The following is a 16107-nucleotide window of genomic DNA, read 5'->3' as shown; positions in this document are numbered from 1 at the left end:
TTAAGTAGTTTTTTCTTTTTTTACTGAGATCTAGAACACCTGTGAAGTTTCTAAAATTCCTGATTATTATTTTTATTGTAGGTACGCTTATTGGTATAGCATCTGTTGTTGGGATGTATTATTACTTTAAAGACGACCTTCCTAGTGTTGATGTACTACGTGATGTACAACTGCAAACGCCTATGCGAATTTATACTCAAGATGGGAAATTGATTTCCCAATATGGTGTAAAACGAAGAATACCCGTTTCCTTAGATGAAGTCCCCGAGACCTTGGTTCAGGCTTTGATTGCTACCGAAGATAGCCGATTTTATGATCATGTGGGTGTAGACCCAATTGGTGTAATGCGCGCAGTAATGAATTTGGTGATTACGGGAGAAAAAGGCCAAGGTGCAAGTACTTTGACCATGCAGTTGGCTCGTGGTTTTTTTGGATTGACCCGAAAAAAAGAATACTCTCGAAAAATCAAAGAGGTATTCATAGCGCTTAAAATGGAACAAGAATTAAGTAAAGAGGAAATTCTTGAGCTATACCTGAATAAGGTTGAGTTAGGCCATCGCTCTTTTGGTGTGGGGGCCGCCGCACAGGTCTATTACGGTAAAAGTTTGCAAGAACTCAATTTAGCACAAATAGCGACACTGGCTGGTTTACCCCAGCGTCCGTCAGTATTGAACCCTATTACCCGCCCAGATTTATCCGTAGAACGAAGACGCATTGTTTTGCTGCGTATGCTTGATGAGGGTTACATTACTCGAGAACAGTTTGATGAAGCCGCAAGTGCGCCAGTTACGGCTAAAAAACATGGTGCTGAAATTGATTTAGACGCACCCTACTTAGCTGACATCGCCTACAGTGAGATGGTTTCTATATACGGTAAAGAAATTGCCGAAACGAGTGGATTTAAGGTGTATACCAGCGCCATTTCTAACAAGCAAATAGCCGCGCAAAAAGCGCTTGTGCGTAACCTTCACGACTACGATGAACGGCACGGCTTTCGAGGGCCATTAGAAAAAATTTGGACGCCTCTTGATGCTCAAGCTCTGGAAAAGAAAGGATATGATTTACCGTTGAGCCCAGCACAGGCAAGTGAAATTGTAGAAATGCAGGGAGAGTTTGCACAGCCTGAGCCCGATGAGTTACTTAAGCGTTTACAATCAATAGAAATAATAGGCCGCCTTATTCCTGCCGCCGTGCTTCGTGTTAAAGAGCAAAGTATCACAGTGCTTACGGCTACAAATGAAACACTTGATATTGAGTGGGACGGTTTAGATTGGGCGCGCCCTTATATTAGCGACCAAGCTCAAGGTCCAGATCCGAAAGAAGCCTCTGATATTGTACAAGAGGGTATGGCGGTATATGTGCGTTATAATGAGGATAAAGGTGCATGGCAGCTATCGCAATTTCCCGATGCATCAAGTGCTTTCGTTGCTTTAAATCCATTCGATGGAGCCGTTGAAGCAGTAGTGGGGGGCTATAGCTTCTATCACAGCCAATTTAACCGAGCCACGCAAGCAAAACGCCAAGTGGGGTCGAATATTAAACCGTTTATATATGCTTCAGCACTTGATAACGGTTACACCGTGGCTTCTATTATAAATGATGCGCCAATTAATCAATGGGATGCGTCATCAGGCGTTGCTTGGCGTCCACAAAATTCACCAGCCATATACGATGGACCCATTCGTATGCGAGTGGCATTAGGTAAATCTAAAAACGTAGTGTCAGTTAGATTACTTCGAGGTGTAGGTTTAAGAAATGCGAAAGATTATTTAAGTAAGTTCGGATTTGAGCGTGATGATATTCCATTAGATGAAACTATGTCGCTTGGATCGGGAGCCCATACACCCATTGAAGTGGCTACAGCCTTAGCCAGTATTGCTAATGGTGGATATGGCATAAGACCTTATTTTGTTCAGCGTATTGAAACCGCTACAGGTGAGCTTGTTTGGCAGGCTGACCCACTATATGCCTGTGATCCATGTGAAGGGCTCGATCGCAAAGGGCATAAAGTCGCAAGCGAGAACAAGGCCAACAATGAAGGGACAGAATCAATAGACCTTGAAGCAATGTTGGCGGCTCAGTTTGACCAAAGTACAGCAGCTGAAAGCGAGCTGGAGGATACGCAGGCGAAACTTGGCCCAATGAAGTCGGCACCTCGTGTAATTTCAGAGCAAACCGCCTTTCTTATAGCCGATATGATGCGAACGGCGGTGCGTGCTAACGGTAATTGGAACAATAAAACGTATTGGTTGGGAACGGGTTGGCGTGCAAGAAATATTTTGCAGCGAACTGACATCGGCGGGAAAACCGGTACAACGAACGATTCTCGTGACACATGGTTTAGTGGCTTTGCACCTGATTTAGTTGCAACATCTTGGGTAGGCTTTGATGACAACGTGCGTCAATTGGGGAGAGCTACTCGTAATCAAAATATTGTGAACAAAAAGCCGAAGAAATTTAACTGGATTGGAAATGGTTTGATTGGTGCCGAAGATGGCGCTAAAGCCGCACAACCTGCGTGGATTTACTTCATGCAAGATGTTTTGGCTGACGTAGAACAAGGCGCTAAAGCGATACCAGACAACATTGTTCGAGTTAGAATAGATAGAGCAACTGGCAAGCTAACTAGGCGTACCGATGCATCATCTATGTTTGAGTATTTTATAAAAGGTACTGAGCCAACTACTTTTGTGTTACAAAATTCTTTAGAATTACCGATAGAAGAGAATGAACAGCAAGAACCTGAGTTAGAAGAATTATTTTAATCTTTCACTACATTGCATAGGCCTAACATGTCAGCTAGCGATACACAGCGTCACCTTTACACTCATTATTCTGGACCAGCACTACTGGAAACGCCTTTGTTAAATAAAGGCAGTGCATTTACTGAAAGAGAACGAAAATCATTTAATTTATTAGGTTTAGTTCCGCCTCGATATGAAACTATTGAGGAACAGGTTGATAGAGCCTACTTGCAGTATTCTTCATTTGAAAGCCCATTGAATAAACATATATTTTTGCGGGCTATTCAAGACAACAACGAAACGTTGTTTTACAGCTTGTTGCAAAAGCACATTGAAGAGATGATGCCTATAATTTACACCCCAACCGTGGGTGAAGCCTGTGAGCGTTTTTCTGATATTTATCGTTCTTCAAGAGGCTTATTTATAAGCTATGAAGAACGACATTTAATGCAAGATATATTGCGAAATGCAACGAAGCGTAAAGTGCGCGTGATAGTAGTCACTGATGGTGAGCGAATATTAGGACTAGGTGATCAAGGTATTGGCGGCATGGGCATTCCTATTGGTAAGCTTTCGCTTTATACCGCTTGTGGTGGTATTAGCCCAGCCTACACCTTGCCGGTTATGCTTGACGTGGGCACTAACAATCAAAAGCTATTAGACGACCCTATGTATATGGGAGCGCGTCATCCAAGAATAGAACAAGAGCAATATAATGAGTTCTTAGATACATTCATTCGAGAAGCAAAAGAGCGTTGGCCAGAAGCAATGATCCAATTTGAAGATTTCGCGCAACCTAATGCAATGCCGCTTCTTAATAAATATCGAGATCAAGTGTGTTGTTTTAACGATGATATTCAAGGCACTGCAGCGGTTACCTTGGGGACAATTTTAGCCGCATGTAAAGCGCGAGGCGATAAGCTTTCTAATATGAAAGTCGTGTTTGTTGGAGCTGGGTCAGCTGGCTGCGGCATTGCTGAAATGTTGATTCAGCAAATGATGTTTGAAGGTTTAAGTGAAGCGCAATCACGTGAACGTGTATTTATGATAGACCGTTACGGTCTGTTAACCGAGGGTATGGAAGGATTAAGAGACTTCCAAGCAAAATTGGCACAAAGCAAAGAAAGTATAAATGATTGGTCTTATTCCGGTGAGTACCCTTCATTGCTAGATGCCGTTAATTGCGCAAAGCCTGATATCCTCATTGGCGTATCAGGCCAGCCAGGCTTGTTTACAGAGTTGGTTGTTACGAGCATGGCTAAACACTGCGAAACGCCTATTATATTTCCTTTGAGTAATCCATCTCGCCAAGTAGAAGCGCGACCAGAGCAAGTAATAGAGTGGACAAAAGGTAAGGTAGTTATTGCTACAGGCTCGCCCTTTGACAAGGTAGTGTATGAAGGCGTGCATTACCCTATTGCGCAGTGCAACAACAGTTATATATTTCCGGGCATTGGGCTAGGCGTGATTGCCAGTAAAGCGCAATTAATCAGTGACGAAATGCTTATGGCCGCCAGTAACGCATTGGCCGATGCATCGCCTTTAGCAAACGGCACTTCTGAATACTTACTGCCACGTTTAACGGAGATAAGCGAACTTTCACGTAAAATCGCGTTTGCAGTGGCTAAAGTAGCCATGGCACAGGAGCTTGCTTTAACGGTATCTGATGAAGTCTTATTGGCTAAAATTGAAAGTAATTTTTGGAAGGCTGAATATAGACCTTATAAGCGTGTGAGTTGGTAACACGCTAGTGAGCTAATGGCCGCGAACAAATATACCCAGTGGTAATTTGTTCGCCAATCCATCAAATAGCCAACATAAAGACCTTTGAGTTTCGTGTGAAGTTATACATGTCTTTCTTTGACTCTGGTAAGTCTTGAATGCTCTGCTCTTCAAATCCCTGCTCTAAAAACCAATGGCTCGTTACTGTGGTAAGTACGAATATTTTCTTTAGCTTATTGGCTATGGCCTTATCTTTAAGGTTTTCCAACAAACGCTCGCCGCGACTTTTGCCACGGTAATCACGGTGTGTGGCTACACATGCAATTTCGCCCATGTGATCATTTGCAAATATAAACAGCGCAGCACACGCGATAATCATGCCATCGCGCTCAATAACAACATATTGGTCAATATCATTTTCAAGCTTATCTCTTGAGCGCGGCAACAACACGCCACTTTCCTCTAATGGCTTAATTAGCTTCATTATGCCACCAACGTCGTCGATAGTTGCCGAGCGTAATTGTTCATAATGAGTTTGCATAAGTAAGCTTCCGCAACCATCGCGTGTAAACAGCTCTTTTAACAACGCGCCATCTTGGTGGTAGCTAACGCAATGCGCTCTATCAATACCGGCTTGCACTGAGTCAATCATAGCGCTTAAGCAGGTACTTTCTGCTGAAATGGCGTTTTCTGAAATGAGAGTTTGAATATGATCTAATTGCATTGTTCTAATAAGATCATCATTTCTATATATACCGTCAAGGTTTGACATAGTAATGATTTTATCTGCACTAAGCGCTATAGCCGCTTGGGTGGCCACATCTTCATGTGACAGGTTGAATACTTCGCCGGTGGGTGAGTAACCCATAGGGGAAAGCAATACAATCGACCCATCTTCAAGCTGATCTTGAATGCCCTCAATATCTATTCTGCGCACACTGCCAGTGTGTTCAAAATCAATGCCGTTTCGAACGCCTAGCGGCTTGGCTATTACTAAGTTGCCTGAGCACACTCGAATACGAGCACCGTGCATAGGTGAGTTGGGTAAACCAAGCGTGAGTAAAGCTTCAATTTGGCTACGCAAAGAACCCGCGGCATCTTTTACGCATTCTAAGGTTGGTTTGTTGGTAATGCGTAAACCATCTACGAATTGACCCTTAATATCACGAAGTGCAAGGCGCTCATCAATTTGTGGGCGGGCACCGTGCACAATAATAATACGGATGCCTAGGCTATGCAGAAGTGCAATATCTTGTATTAATCGCTCAAAGTTGTCACTTTCAACTGCCTCTCCACCAAACATAATGACAAAGGTTTTACCTCTGTGAGCATTAATGTAAGGCGTTGAGTTTCTAAATAGCCTAATACTATCTTCATGAGTAAGGGTCATACAGGTTGTTTACCTTTGGTTAACTGCGTTTTAAGGCATCCCAGTTTTCGAGTTCAATGTACAAGGCTTTTGTGACAGTTTGTTTACTTGTGCCGCCAAGTTGGTCGCGCTTATTAAGTACCGATTCTAACTGTAAGCATTCATAAACATCGCTATCAATGTCTTTATGTATGCTTTGTAGATCGCTTATTTCCATATCTTCAAGCGCCAAGCCTTTTTCAATAGCCGCTACTACTGCTTGCCCTGCAATATCGTGCGCTGTTCTAAATGGAATATTTTTAGCCACTAAATAGTCAGCTAACTCTGTGGCATTTGCATAACCTTGCTGAGCCGCTTTGCGACAAGCCTCTTCATTTAATGACATACTATTGAGCACTTCTACTGCAATACATAGGCATATATGCCACTGATTTGCGGTATCAATTGCGCCTTCTTTGTCTTCTTGCATGTCTTTGTTGTAAGCTAATGGCAAACCTTTCATAGTTACTAGCAAACCCTGCAAATGACCAAACACACGGCCGCATTTACCGCGCATTAATTCAAGCGCATCAGGGTTTTTCTTTTGCGGCATTAATGATGAACCAGACGTTACATCATCGCCTAATTGTAGAAAGCCAGCTTCACCAGAATTGTAGAAAATCAGATCTTCAGCCATGCGTGATAAGTGCATCATGCTAGTGCTTGCCACGAATAACATTTCTAATACGAAGTCACGGTCAGACACTGCATCTAAACTATTCAAACAAGGTGAGGAAAACCCCAAAGATTCTGCAATTTGTTGCCTATCTACTGCGAACGTTGTGCCAGCAAGCGCACCTGAGCCAAGTGGGCATTGGTTCATTCGAGCAAGCAAATCATCAATTCGGCTTAAGTCACGCTTAAGCATTTCTACATAGGCTAAGCTCCAATGCGCAAAATACACCGGCTGAGCTCGTTGTAAATGGGTATACCCTGGAATTACAGCGCTTTCGTGGCGGTTAGCGCATTGCAACAACGCACCAATTAAGTTGATGCAATCTTGTCTAATTTCACCTAAATGGTTGCGAACCCATAAACGAAAGTCAGTGGCTACCTGGTCATTTCTGCTTCGACCTGTGTGAAGTTTGCGCCCTAAATCACCTAACTCCTTCGTTAAGTAGGCTTCAACAAAGCTATGAATATCTTCTTCAGGCGATTCACTAAAGTCGATGTTACCTTCTTCAGCTTGGGTTTTTAAATTGCCTAACACGGTTTCAATTTGGCTTTGTTCGTCTTCGTTTAGTACGCCTGCATTTTTTAATGCGCGCGACCATATTATTGAGCCGAAAATATCTTCAACGGCCATCACATGATCGAAGGGCAGGGAGTCGTTTACCTGCTTGAACATGTCACTGCTACCACTTTTAAATCGACCACCCCATAACGCCATAGTCTTAACCCTTCTGCTTATTGATGTAACTTATTCTGCTAGACAAGCTAAATAAACGAATAAAGCCTTCAGCATGAGATTGGTCATACACGTCATCTGCGCCAAAGGTAGCGAAGTCTTCTGAATATAAGCTATTTGGAGATTTACGCTGCACTACTGTGGCGTTGCCTTTATACAGTTTTATCACTACTTCACCCGTTACTAGCTGCGCAAAGGTATTTGCACTTGCAAGTAGGGCATCGTTTAACGCCGTAAAATAACGGCCATCGTACATTACGTGGGCGTACTCAAGGCCAATTTGCTCACGGAATTTGAAGGCTGATTTGTCTAACACTAAACACTCTAGTGCTTTATATGCTTTCATCATTAAGGTTCCGCCCGGCGTTTCGTAACAACCGCGAGACTTCATGCCTACTAGTCTGTTTTCAACTATATCAATTCGGCCTACACCATGGGCAGCACCAATCTCGTTTAGTTGAACAAGCGCTTCATAAGGGCTAACTTGTGCGCCATTTACTGTGGTTAAGCGCCCATTTTCAAACTTCACACTTACGGTTTCAGGTTTATCTGGCGCATCTTCTGGGTCAACCGTCATGGTCCAAATTTTCTTAGTAGGTGCGTTCCATGGGTCTTCTAGTTCGCCCCCTTCATGTGAAATATGCCAAGCGTTTGCATCACGGCTATAAATTTTGGTGGCTGAAGCGGTGGTAGGGATATTACGGCTCGCAAGGTAATCAAGTAAGTCTTCGCGCGAAACCATATCCCATTCGCGCCATGGCGCAATTACAGGAAGGTCAGGAGCAAGGGCAGCAAAAGCACCTTCAAATCTTACTTGGTCATTTCCTTTTCCGGTACAGCCATGGCTAAGTGCGTCGGCACCTACTTTACGGGCAATTTCAACCTGTGCTCGCGCAATAATAGGGCGAGCCATAGACGTACCTAATAGATATTCGTCTTCGTACACAGCACCGGTTTGAATCGTTGGATAAATAAACTCACTAACGAATTCATCTTTTAAGTCAACTATGTGGCACTCACTTGCGCCTGATGCAAGGGCTTTCTCTTCTAAACCAACAAGTTCTTCTTCGCCTTGGCCTACATCGGCAGCAAAGGCAACTACTTCACAGCCATAGTTTTCTTTTAACCAAGGTACAATGGCGCTGGTGTCGAGGCCGCCTGAATAGGCCAGTACTACTTTTTTAATCTTTGACATCTTTAGTTCCTAAATCTGAGTAATATCTATATTGGTAAGCAAATAGCAAAGAATGGCATTTTGTGAATGCATGCGGTTCCCTGCTTGTTGCATTAATAATGATTCAGGAGAATCCATTAACTCTCCCGTAATTTCTAAATCGCGATGGGCTGGCTGGCAATGCATAACAAACTTTGCTTGGCTTGTTTGCATCAGCGCCCTATTTACCTGATACGGCATAAATTTGTTTTTAATGTCAGATAGTGGCGTATTGTCACCCATTGATAACCAAGTGTCAGTATAAATAACATCAACTTGACCAAGTTCTTCCATGTGGTTGCTAATAGTAAAGTTAACCCCATTTTCACTCGCTAATGTAGACACCAATTGCGCAATATTCGGATCTATTTCATAACCCTTCGGTGTGATCACAACCTGATGACACCCTAAAAGCACGCCAAGTATTAAGAGTGAATGCGCGACGTTGTTGCCATCACCAATATAGGCAAGGGTTTTGCCTTTAATTTCGCCAAGAGCTTCGTGCATGGTGATGTAGTCAGCAAGTGCTTGGCATGGATGATACATATCACATAGCGCATTAATTACGGGCACAGAAGCACCTTGCGCTAATTTCTCTAAGGTACTGTGTTTGAAAACTCTAGCCACAATGGCATCGGCCCACTGGCTTATATTGGCGCCTACATCAATTGGGTCTTCGCGTTTTTCCATTGGTTCGCCTTGGCTGTCAACATATACCATGTGTCCACCAAGTTTATTGATGCCTATGTCGAAGCTAACGCGGGTGCGCAATGAGGGCTTTTCGAATAGGGCAACAATGGATTTGCCTTCAAGGGGTTTGCCAAAGTTTTCAGGGGCGCTTTTAAGCGCTATAGCAAATTTTAAAAGGCTAGTAGCGTCTTCGCTAGCCCAATCTTTGAAACTGAGTAAGTTTGAGTGCACAATTTTGTCCTTGGGAATTATTTGTCTGCAGAAGCAGGTAATATTTGAGTGCCAAGCGGTTTATGTTCTAACAGAATTTCACGGGCGTTAGACCAACTGGCAATAATTACAGAATTATTTATTTTATTTGCTGCGTCTTGAGCGGCCTTTACTTTAACAAGCATTCCGTCAGTAATCACCTTATCTGCAATTAAAGATTCGCTCAAAGTATGGTTTAACACAGCTATTAGTTGTTTGTTTGCATCAAGTACGCCTTGAACATCGGCAAAAAAGTACAATTTTGTTTGCAATAATTCAGCGATACAAATGGCGGCATGGTCAGCATTAACATTATATAAACGACCATCATTATCTTTACCAATTGATGCCACTATTGGCACCATATTGACGCTCATTATTGCATTGAGTAAATCGGCACTTTGGGCGGTGGGAACGCCAACCGCACCAATATCTGCTGCGTGTTCAATACACTGTGCAATATTACCATCGGCTAGGCTTATACCTACCGCATTTATGCCAAAAGAAGCGCAGGTTGCGACTAATTGCTTATTCAGCTCACCAGCAAGTACGCTTGTTACAATGGGCATATGAGCATCAGGGCTCACGCGAAGGCCATCTTTCTTCTCGCTTACAATCCCCAAAGCATCTAAACGCTTTAATACTTGTTCACCGCCGCCATGGATTAGCACTACTGGCTTGCCTTGTTTTTGCAATTCGGCAATTGTTTGCAATAACACTTTTGCGCCATTGCTAGCGCCAGCTTGGCTGAGTTCGTTAAAAAAGCTACCGCCTACTTTAATGACTATTGGCAATATATCGCTGGTTTTAGGATTTTTATTCATTTTGCTCATGTTTATAACAAACCTGTGGTTTGATCAATGCCTAAAGCAATATTACAGCACTGTATGGCTTGCGAAGATGCGCCTTTTAAAAGGTTATCAATGGCGCTTGTAACTACAATGCATTTTTTAGCTGGGTCATAAGCGAAACCTATATCGCAAAATGGCGTATTTGTAACTTGATCAACTTTAGGCATGGTATTTCGCAGGCGAATGAGCGGACTATTTTTATAAGCCTTTTCATAGGCCTGTTGAATATCTTGTTCGCTTACATTGCTGTTTGTAAATGCGGTAAGCGTAGCCAAAATTCCGCGTTTAAAGGCACCTAAATGAGGAGTAAAGATAACAGGGTTGTTAGCGTAAGCTTCTATTTCAGGCGTATGTCTATGACTTAACACACCATAAGCTTGTAAACTCACTTCGTAAAAGCTAGAGGTCATAGACGCTTTCTTACCTGCACCACTAACCCCGCTTGTTGCGTTAATTACTGGCAAATGAGCGGTATTAAGCAAGTTGTTTTCTAGCAAAGGCTTAAGGGCTAATAATGATGCGGTAGGATAGCAACCAGGTACTGCAACAAATGCCGCGTTTGCAATATCGCTCTCGTACCATTCAGCCAAGCCATAAACTGCCTTCGATAGACTATTTGGGTGTAAGTGTGCAAAGCCATAAAAATGTGCAAAATCAGCGGTGTTTTGTAAGCGATACGCGCCCGACAAATCAAATACTTTGGCTCTAGCGCCTAACATGCTAGGCAATTTGTCATGACTAAATTCATGGGGGGTAGCTAAAAAGACAATATCAAAATCATCTTTTATTGACGCGAGTTTTTCAGGTGTTAATTCAACTAAAGGAAGGTCGCATATAAATTGAAGTTCAGGGTGAACTTCACTGGCCGACTTTCCAGCATATTGGCTCCCATCTGATACAAAACAAGTTTCCAAGTTTAGTTGTGGGTGACGTGAAATAATTTTAATTAGCTCAGCGCCAGTGTATCCACTGGCGCCTACAATACATGTTTTTTTCATAATGTAATCTTACAACAGTTCTCGTTTTATCTTTCTCAAAAAAGTGGCTGGCAACGTCGAGTATATACTTAAATATACATCATACCATGCGCACAAAGTGCTATTTTACATTTACTTACTAACGATTATCGTCGGCAGGTCAAAAAATAGCGGGTTGAGGGAGAATCGTTTTTACGTCTATGAAAAAAATGAGAAATCACCAATATTTCCTGTGTTGTATGTTTGCAAGTGAGCAATGTTATTTCAATATTTGCGAAAGGATAACAAAATGAGATAAATATGCAATAAAAATGTATTTATATTCACTTTTATTTTGAGCTATTCTATTTTAAGAAAAAACGGTTAAGTTATATGGATGAGCGGCCGATTGAATTGTAGAAGAACATTTTCGATTGGAGAGAAAATATAACCATGCAGTTATTACGTGAGAAAGATGAAAGCGCGAAAACCCACAAGGTATTTAGTGTTGTACTATTAGCTCAACTAGCGCTTGCTATTCTCATAGGCCTGTTGAGTGATAGCCTCTTTATGGGGGCTGGCTTAGGCGTATTAATCATATCTGTCCCTATTTTTCTAGGCTTTACTCAGCCTAGTTCCGCCTTAAGCCGCCATGCGGTTGCGATTGCAACTCAATTAATGGCTGCCTTGCACATTCAGCAAACAATGGGAATGACCGAAATGCATTTTCAAGTGTTTGTTATGTTGGCATTTCTTATATTTTTTAGAGATTGGAAGATTATTGTAACCGCAACGGTTGTTGTTGCCGTTCACCACATTTTAGGCTTTGTTTCCCAATCAATGAATGGTAGCCTTTTTGTGTTTGAGCAAGAGCGTTTATCTATCATGATACTAGTTATACATGCTGCTTTTGCCGTTATTGAGTGCGCAGTGTTAGCCGCCATGGTTAAAGGTTCAGCGCGCGAACATAAAGTTGCATCCGAACTCAACCGTTCAGTGCGCAGTATTATTCAAGAAAACGGCACAATAGACTTAGCTGAGCAGAATATTCCAAAGGATCATGAATTGAAGCAATTGCGCAATATGTTATTGGCAGTTAAATCATTAGTTGAACAATCAAATGCGGTTGCCGAACAGTTGGCAGTTGTGGCTGGAAAGGTAGAAAAGTCATCAGAAGACTTAGACAGTTCGGTAGAAGAGCAGAATCAACAGGTAAGCTCAATATCAGAGTCGATGCACAATATTGTACAAAAAATAGATGGCGTTGTTGAGCTGTCATTGAATGCAAATGCAATTTCAGAAAAAGCAAAAACAAGTACTGAGGACACGCAAGTATCTATAGAAGATAGCCGAACCAATATTGCGCAACTTAAAAGTGTTTTACAGACTTCATCTAGTGCAATAAGTGATTTAAGCTTTAAATGCCAAAATATTTCAGAAGTGATGCAAGGTATTAAATCAATTGCAGAGCAGACCAATTTATTAGCTCTTAATGCAGCAATAGAATCAGCGCGTGCTGGTGAGCATGGCAGAGGGTTCGCGGTGGTATCTGACGAGGTTAGAAACTTAGCCATTAAATCTAAAGAAAGTGCGGAAGAAATAGAGAGAATTACAGCGCTATTAACCGAAAGTGCCGACAACTCAGTCACCAATATGAATAACTGCGTTGATGTAGTGGAGTTAGCGGTGTGTTCGTCAGAAACTGCTACGAGCAACATGCTAGATGTACTTGCAAGTATTGAGCAAGTAAATACAGACGTAACTAATATGGCTAGTTCTACCACACAGCAAGCTGAACTTTCAAAATCAGTGAGTGAATCAACCGAACACCTAAACGTTTTATTCTCAAACGAAAAAGAACAGGTGAGCTACTTACAAAAAGACGTGAGGGCTTTAAACGTGTTATCAAACAAGTTATCAGAGCAGCTTAGGTACTTTAGCTTGTGAAGCAATTAAGATGAACTTACCACATAAAGTTGGGATAGGCATACTCACCGTTTGGTTCGTTTTATGTTCGGTGTTAATTGTGCAATACGGACTAGTCAATAAAACCGAATTTGACCCCAAAATGGCGCTGTCTAGCGCTATTATGGACGCTTCATTTGAATCTGAGCTTTATGCGCAGCTTAGCACCAATAGCAGTGCTACAAACAAGGAGGGCAAAGTATTTCACATTGTTCAAGGAGAATGTTATTGCGAGTGGTTAGCTGAGCCACATCAAAAAAAGCTTGATATTTGGGCTGGTGAACACGCATTTACCACGCACTATTTAAATGTAGATGCGCTAGATTCCGCTACTGTTTCGAAATATCTTCCTTCAACCCCCGCAGTGGTTGCATTTGATGCAAGTAATAAGTTAATTTATATGGGGCCGTACTCTAGAGGCAGTGGATGTTTTGGTAAAACAGGGGAAATTGACACGCAACTTGAGCGCTGGTTAAATTTGCCTAAAAGTAATCAGGACTTTATTAACCCGGTTATTGATACTGATGCACGTGGATGCTATTGCGCAACATAAGCCAAAGGGAATAGATAAATGGAAGTAAGAAACGTTTCGAAGCAAACAGTGCATGGTATTTCTGCACGTACCAACAATACAGCTGAAATGAGCCCTCATGGTAAAATTCCTGACCTTTGGCAATTATTTGATGCGCGCGTACCTGTTGATTATCAAGGTGGTGAGCGTGTTTACGGTGTATATTATAACTATGAGTCTGATCATGCTGGAATGTTCAACGTGCTCGCTGGCTTCGATGGGGCATCATTTCCCAGTGATATAACGCTAGAAGAAATTACGATCCCCGATGGAAAGTATTTAGTGTTTGTTGAACGGGGTGATATGCCACAAATTGCAATTGATGCATGGACTAAAGTTTGGGAGCACTTCACCCGTGACGATTGCCCTCACCAACGATTGTATAATATTGATTTTGAGTATTATGCCAATGGCAATCAAATTGAAGTGCATATTGCAATAAAGTAATAGGCGAAAAAGCAATCGGTAGCAGGCATAAAAAAACCGCTCACAAAAATGAGCGGTTATAAGATGATATTTACGACAAAATATCTTTAGGGAGGGGTATCACATTTATAAAACCTGCCTATACAGAACCGGCTTTCTCACGTTTTTCTTTCATTTTTTCTTTCATTTTTTCACGCATCTCTGCAAGTTTTAACTTTTGCTCTGCGCTTAACACATTATATTCGTCATATTTTGCTTTCATCTTAGCTAATTGAGCTGCCATAAATGTATCAGCGTGGCTATCATTCAGGCTTATCCATGCCGCCTCATCAAATGATTCGGATAAAACAAGCGCGTCTTCTGCGTCTTTGTAGTTTTTCATGTCAGCGCGAACAAGTTCAAACTGCGCTTTGCTTGCCGCTTTAATGGCCTTAATCGCTTCTTTTTGTTCATCGCTTAAATCTAAGCGCTTGGCCATGCGTTTGTTTTTGCCACGCTTTTTATCTTTCTTGCCCTTTTTATCTTTCTTTGCTTTTCGGTCTTTTTTGTCAGCCATTTTTTCTAACAGCTCAGCTTGCTGCTCATTACTTAGCAATAAAAAGGCAGCATGTTTTGATTTTACTTTATTCAATTGCACTTGCTGTTTAGACACCATTTGTTGCTTAATAAGCTGCGTCGCTAATGTAGCGTCCCAAGTAGGCATACTCATTAACACATCAAGTTGTGCACGAAATGTTTCGCGCTCTGCAGCAAATACGCTATTGTCAGAACGGGTTTGCTTCATAAGTGTTTTGATGTCTTGCTTTTGCTGTGAACTTAAATCAAGTCCTTTAAAAATACGTAATTCACCACGCTGGCCTTGATGATCATGTTTTGCCATAGCTGCAGGAATAGTTGCTAGACTAAAGCAGGCGATAGCGATTATTGCTGAAATTTGTTTTTTCATAACATTTCCTCTTGGGTTGTTAGTCTATGATGTATCACCGTTTGTGGTACATTCGTTCTTGCTAGTTGATGGAAGTATAATAACCAATACAATGCAAAGTAACGCCATGAGAGTGTAAAGCTTGTGTAAAGCCCGTGATATTCACGAAACAAGTTTATACAATTGTGCCTTAACTAGCGTGGCTATGTATTTATGGCGGTTCTTTCTATACGCTGATTCAAGCACTAAATGCTTTCATTGTTTTATTTATTACACCTATGGCGCTTATGAACAAACTATTAATTATTGATGATGACAAAGGATTAACTGAATTGCTCAGTGACTACTTGAGCCAACAAGGGTTTGATGTGCGTGTAGCCAACAACCCCTTAGAAGGTATTGAGCTAATTAATAAAGTCCCGCACGATCTGTTATTGCTAGATGTAATGATGCCTGAAATAGATGGCTTTGAAGCGTTAAAGCGCATTCGTACCTTCTCTTCTATTCCTGTAATCATGTTAACGGCAAAGGGTGATGACTTCGATAAAATTCTAGGCCTAGAATTAGGCGCAGATGATTATTTACCTAAGCCATTTAATCAACGTGAATTAGTCGCTCGAATTAAGGCGTTAATTCGCCGACTAAACCCCAGCACAGCGTTTAATCAACCACAAAAGGTGAGCTTACATGGCGTTGATATTAATGAAGCGAACCAGGCCGTGATTGCCAACGGTAATACAATTGAAATGACGTCGACAGAATTTTTATTGTTAGCGTATTTAATGAAAAATGTAGGTAACTTACAAAGCAAAGAAGTACTTTCTGAGAAAGTACTTGGCAGAAAATTAAGTGCATTTGATAGAAGCTTAGATATGCATGTGAGTAATGTCCGTAAAAAACTCGCGAACAATGGTGTAGCCGATGTGATTAAAACCATTCGTGGTAGTGGGTATCTTATGCAGCATGAAACGGATTAATA

The 16107-nt window shown here is 41.8% G+C and carries 13 protein-coding genes; 6 read left to right on the top strand and 7 right to left on the bottom strand.

Features of this window, described 5'->3' with window-relative positions; all coding sequences use genetic code 11:
• The first annotated feature begins 41 nt into the window (after positions 1-41).
• A complete protein-coding gene (locus ACOI22_RS12900; RefSeq protein WP_420672528.1) occupies positions 42-2765 on the top strand; it encodes a penicillin-binding protein 1A in 2724 nt (907 codons plus the stop codon).
• A 27-nt stretch (positions 2766-2792) separates the two neighbouring features.
• A complete protein-coding gene (locus ACOI22_RS12895) occupies positions 2793-4487 on the top strand; it encodes an NAD-dependent malic enzyme (protein ID WP_420672527.1) in 1695 nt (564 codons plus the stop codon).
• A 61-nt stretch (positions 4488-4548) separates the two neighbouring features.
• Here the strand turns inward: ACOI22_RS12895 and argA are convergent, their stop codons facing one another.
• Genes argA through argC form a run of 6 tightly spaced genes read right to left on the bottom strand, consistent with a single transcriptional unit; the run spans position 4549 to position 11283 of the window.
• Entirely contained in the window at positions 4549-5856 is a 1308-nt protein-coding gene (argA, locus tag ACOI22_RS12890) for an amino-acid N-acetyltransferase (protein WP_420672526.1), read from the bottom strand.
• A gap of 19 nt (positions 5857-5875) precedes the next feature.
• A complete protein-coding gene (gene argH, locus ACOI22_RS12885) occupies positions 5876-7264 on the bottom strand; it encodes an argininosuccinate lyase (protein ID WP_420672525.1) in 1389 nt (462 codons plus the stop codon).
• A 4-nt stretch (positions 7265-7268) separates the two neighbouring features.
• Entirely contained in the window at positions 7269-8477 is a 1209-nt protein-coding gene (locus ACOI22_RS12880; protein ID WP_420672524.1) for an argininosuccinate synthase, read from the bottom strand.
• Positions 8478-8486: 9 nt separating this feature from the next.
• A complete protein-coding gene (locus tag ACOI22_RS12875) occupies positions 8487-9416 on the bottom strand; it encodes an ornithine carbamoyltransferase (protein ID WP_420672523.1) in 930 nt (309 codons plus the stop codon).
• A gap of 17 nt (positions 9417-9433) precedes the next feature.
• Positions 9434-10267, bottom strand: coding sequence for an acetylglutamate kinase (argB, locus tag ACOI22_RS12870; protein WP_420672522.1), 834 nt, complete (start codon positions 10265-10267; stop codon positions 9434-9436).
• A 2-nt stretch (positions 10268-10269) separates the two neighbouring features.
• Positions 10270-11283 carry an N-acetyl-gamma-glutamyl-phosphate reductase gene (gene argC / locus ACOI22_RS12865; protein ID WP_420672521.1) on the bottom strand — a complete coding sequence of 338 codons (1014 nt, stop codon included), beginning with the start codon at positions 11281-11283 and terminating at the stop codon, positions 10270-10272.
• Between the two features lie 411 nt (positions 11284-11694).
• On the opposite strand from argC, the gene ACOI22_RS12860 reads away from it, so the two are divergent.
• The 3 genes from ACOI22_RS12860 to ACOI22_RS12850 are packed head-to-tail and all read left to right on the top strand — an operon-like array spanning position 11695 to position 14224.
• Complete coding sequence (locus ACOI22_RS12860; protein ID WP_420672520.1) at positions 11695-13188, top strand: methyl-accepting chemotaxis protein; 1494 nt, start codon at positions 11695-11697, stop codon at positions 13186-13188.
• A 10-nt stretch (positions 13189-13198) separates the two neighbouring features.
• Positions 13199-13759, top strand: coding sequence for a DUF6436 domain-containing protein (locus ACOI22_RS12855; RefSeq protein WP_420672519.1), 561 nt, complete (start codon positions 13199-13201; stop codon positions 13757-13759).
• 18 nt (positions 13760-13777) lie between these two features.
• Entirely contained in the window at positions 13778-14224 is a 447-nt protein-coding gene (locus tag ACOI22_RS12850; RefSeq protein ID WP_420672518.1) for a GyrI-like domain-containing protein, read from the top strand.
• A 118-nt stretch (positions 14225-14342) separates the two neighbouring features.
• Here the strand turns inward: ACOI22_RS12850 and ACOI22_RS12845 are convergent, their stop codons facing one another.
• A complete protein-coding gene (locus ACOI22_RS12845) occupies positions 14343-15149 on the bottom strand; it encodes a Spy/CpxP family protein refolding chaperone (RefSeq protein WP_420672517.1) in 807 nt (268 codons plus the stop codon).
• A 266-nt stretch (positions 15150-15415) separates the two neighbouring features.
• Here ACOI22_RS12845 and ACOI22_RS12840 point away from each other — a divergent pair, with 266 nt between their 5' ends.
• Positions 15416-16105 (top strand): response regulator, encoded by a 690-nt coding sequence (locus ACOI22_RS12840; RefSeq protein WP_420672516.1) that lies wholly within the window; start codon positions 15416-15418, stop codon positions 16103-16105.
• The last annotated feature ends 2 nt before the right edge of the window (positions 16106-16107 follow it).

It is taken from the genome of Glaciecola sp. 2405UD65-10 (genome assembly GCF_048820975.1).
GTDB lineage: Bacteria > Pseudomonadota > Gammaproteobacteria > Enterobacterales > Alteromonadaceae > Glaciecola.
Note: the sequence above shows the minus strand (reverse complement) of the source record. Positions and strands in the feature narration are given on the sequence as shown.

Excerpts from the sequence above, each read along its gene's own strand:
- ACOI22_RS12895 (WP_420672527.1), top strand. The coding sequence starts at position 2,793 with ATGTCAGCTAGCGATACACAGCGTCACCTTTACACTCATTATTCTGGA.
- argA (WP_420672526.1), bottom strand. The coding sequence starts at position 5,856 with ATGACCCTTACTCATGAAGATAGTATTAGGCTATTTAGAAACTCAACG.
- argH (WP_420672525.1), bottom strand. The coding sequence starts at position 7,264 with ATGGCGTTATGGGGTGGTCGATTTAAAAGTGGTAGCAGTGACATGTTC.
- ACOI22_RS12880 (WP_420672524.1), bottom strand. The coding sequence starts at position 8,477 with ATGTCAAAGATTAAAAAAGTAGTACTGGCCTATTCAGGCGGCCTCGAC.
- argB (WP_420672522.1), bottom strand. The coding sequence starts at position 10,267 with ATGAGCAAAATGAATAAAAATCCTAAAACCAGCGATATATTGCCAATA.
- argC (WP_420672521.1), bottom strand. The coding sequence starts at position 11,283 with ATGAAAAAAACATGTATTGTAGGCGCCAGTGGATACACTGGCGCTGAG.
- ACOI22_RS12860 (WP_420672520.1), top strand. The coding sequence starts at position 11,695 with ATGCAGTTATTACGTGAGAAAGATGAAAGCGCGAAAACCCACAAGGTA.
- ACOI22_RS12855 (WP_420672519.1), top strand. The coding sequence starts at position 13,199 with ATGAACTTACCACATAAAGTTGGGATAGGCATACTCACCGTTTGGTTC.
- ACOI22_RS12850 (WP_420672518.1), top strand. The coding sequence starts at position 13,778 with ATGGAAGTAAGAAACGTTTCGAAGCAAACAGTGCATGGTATTTCTGCA.
- ACOI22_RS12845 (WP_420672517.1), bottom strand. The coding sequence starts at position 15,149 with ATGAAAAAACAAATTTCAGCAATAATCGCTATCGCCTGCTTTAGTCTA.
- ACOI22_RS12840 (WP_420672516.1), top strand. The coding sequence starts at position 15,416 with ATGAACAAACTATTAATTATTGATGATGACAAAGGATTAACTGAATTG.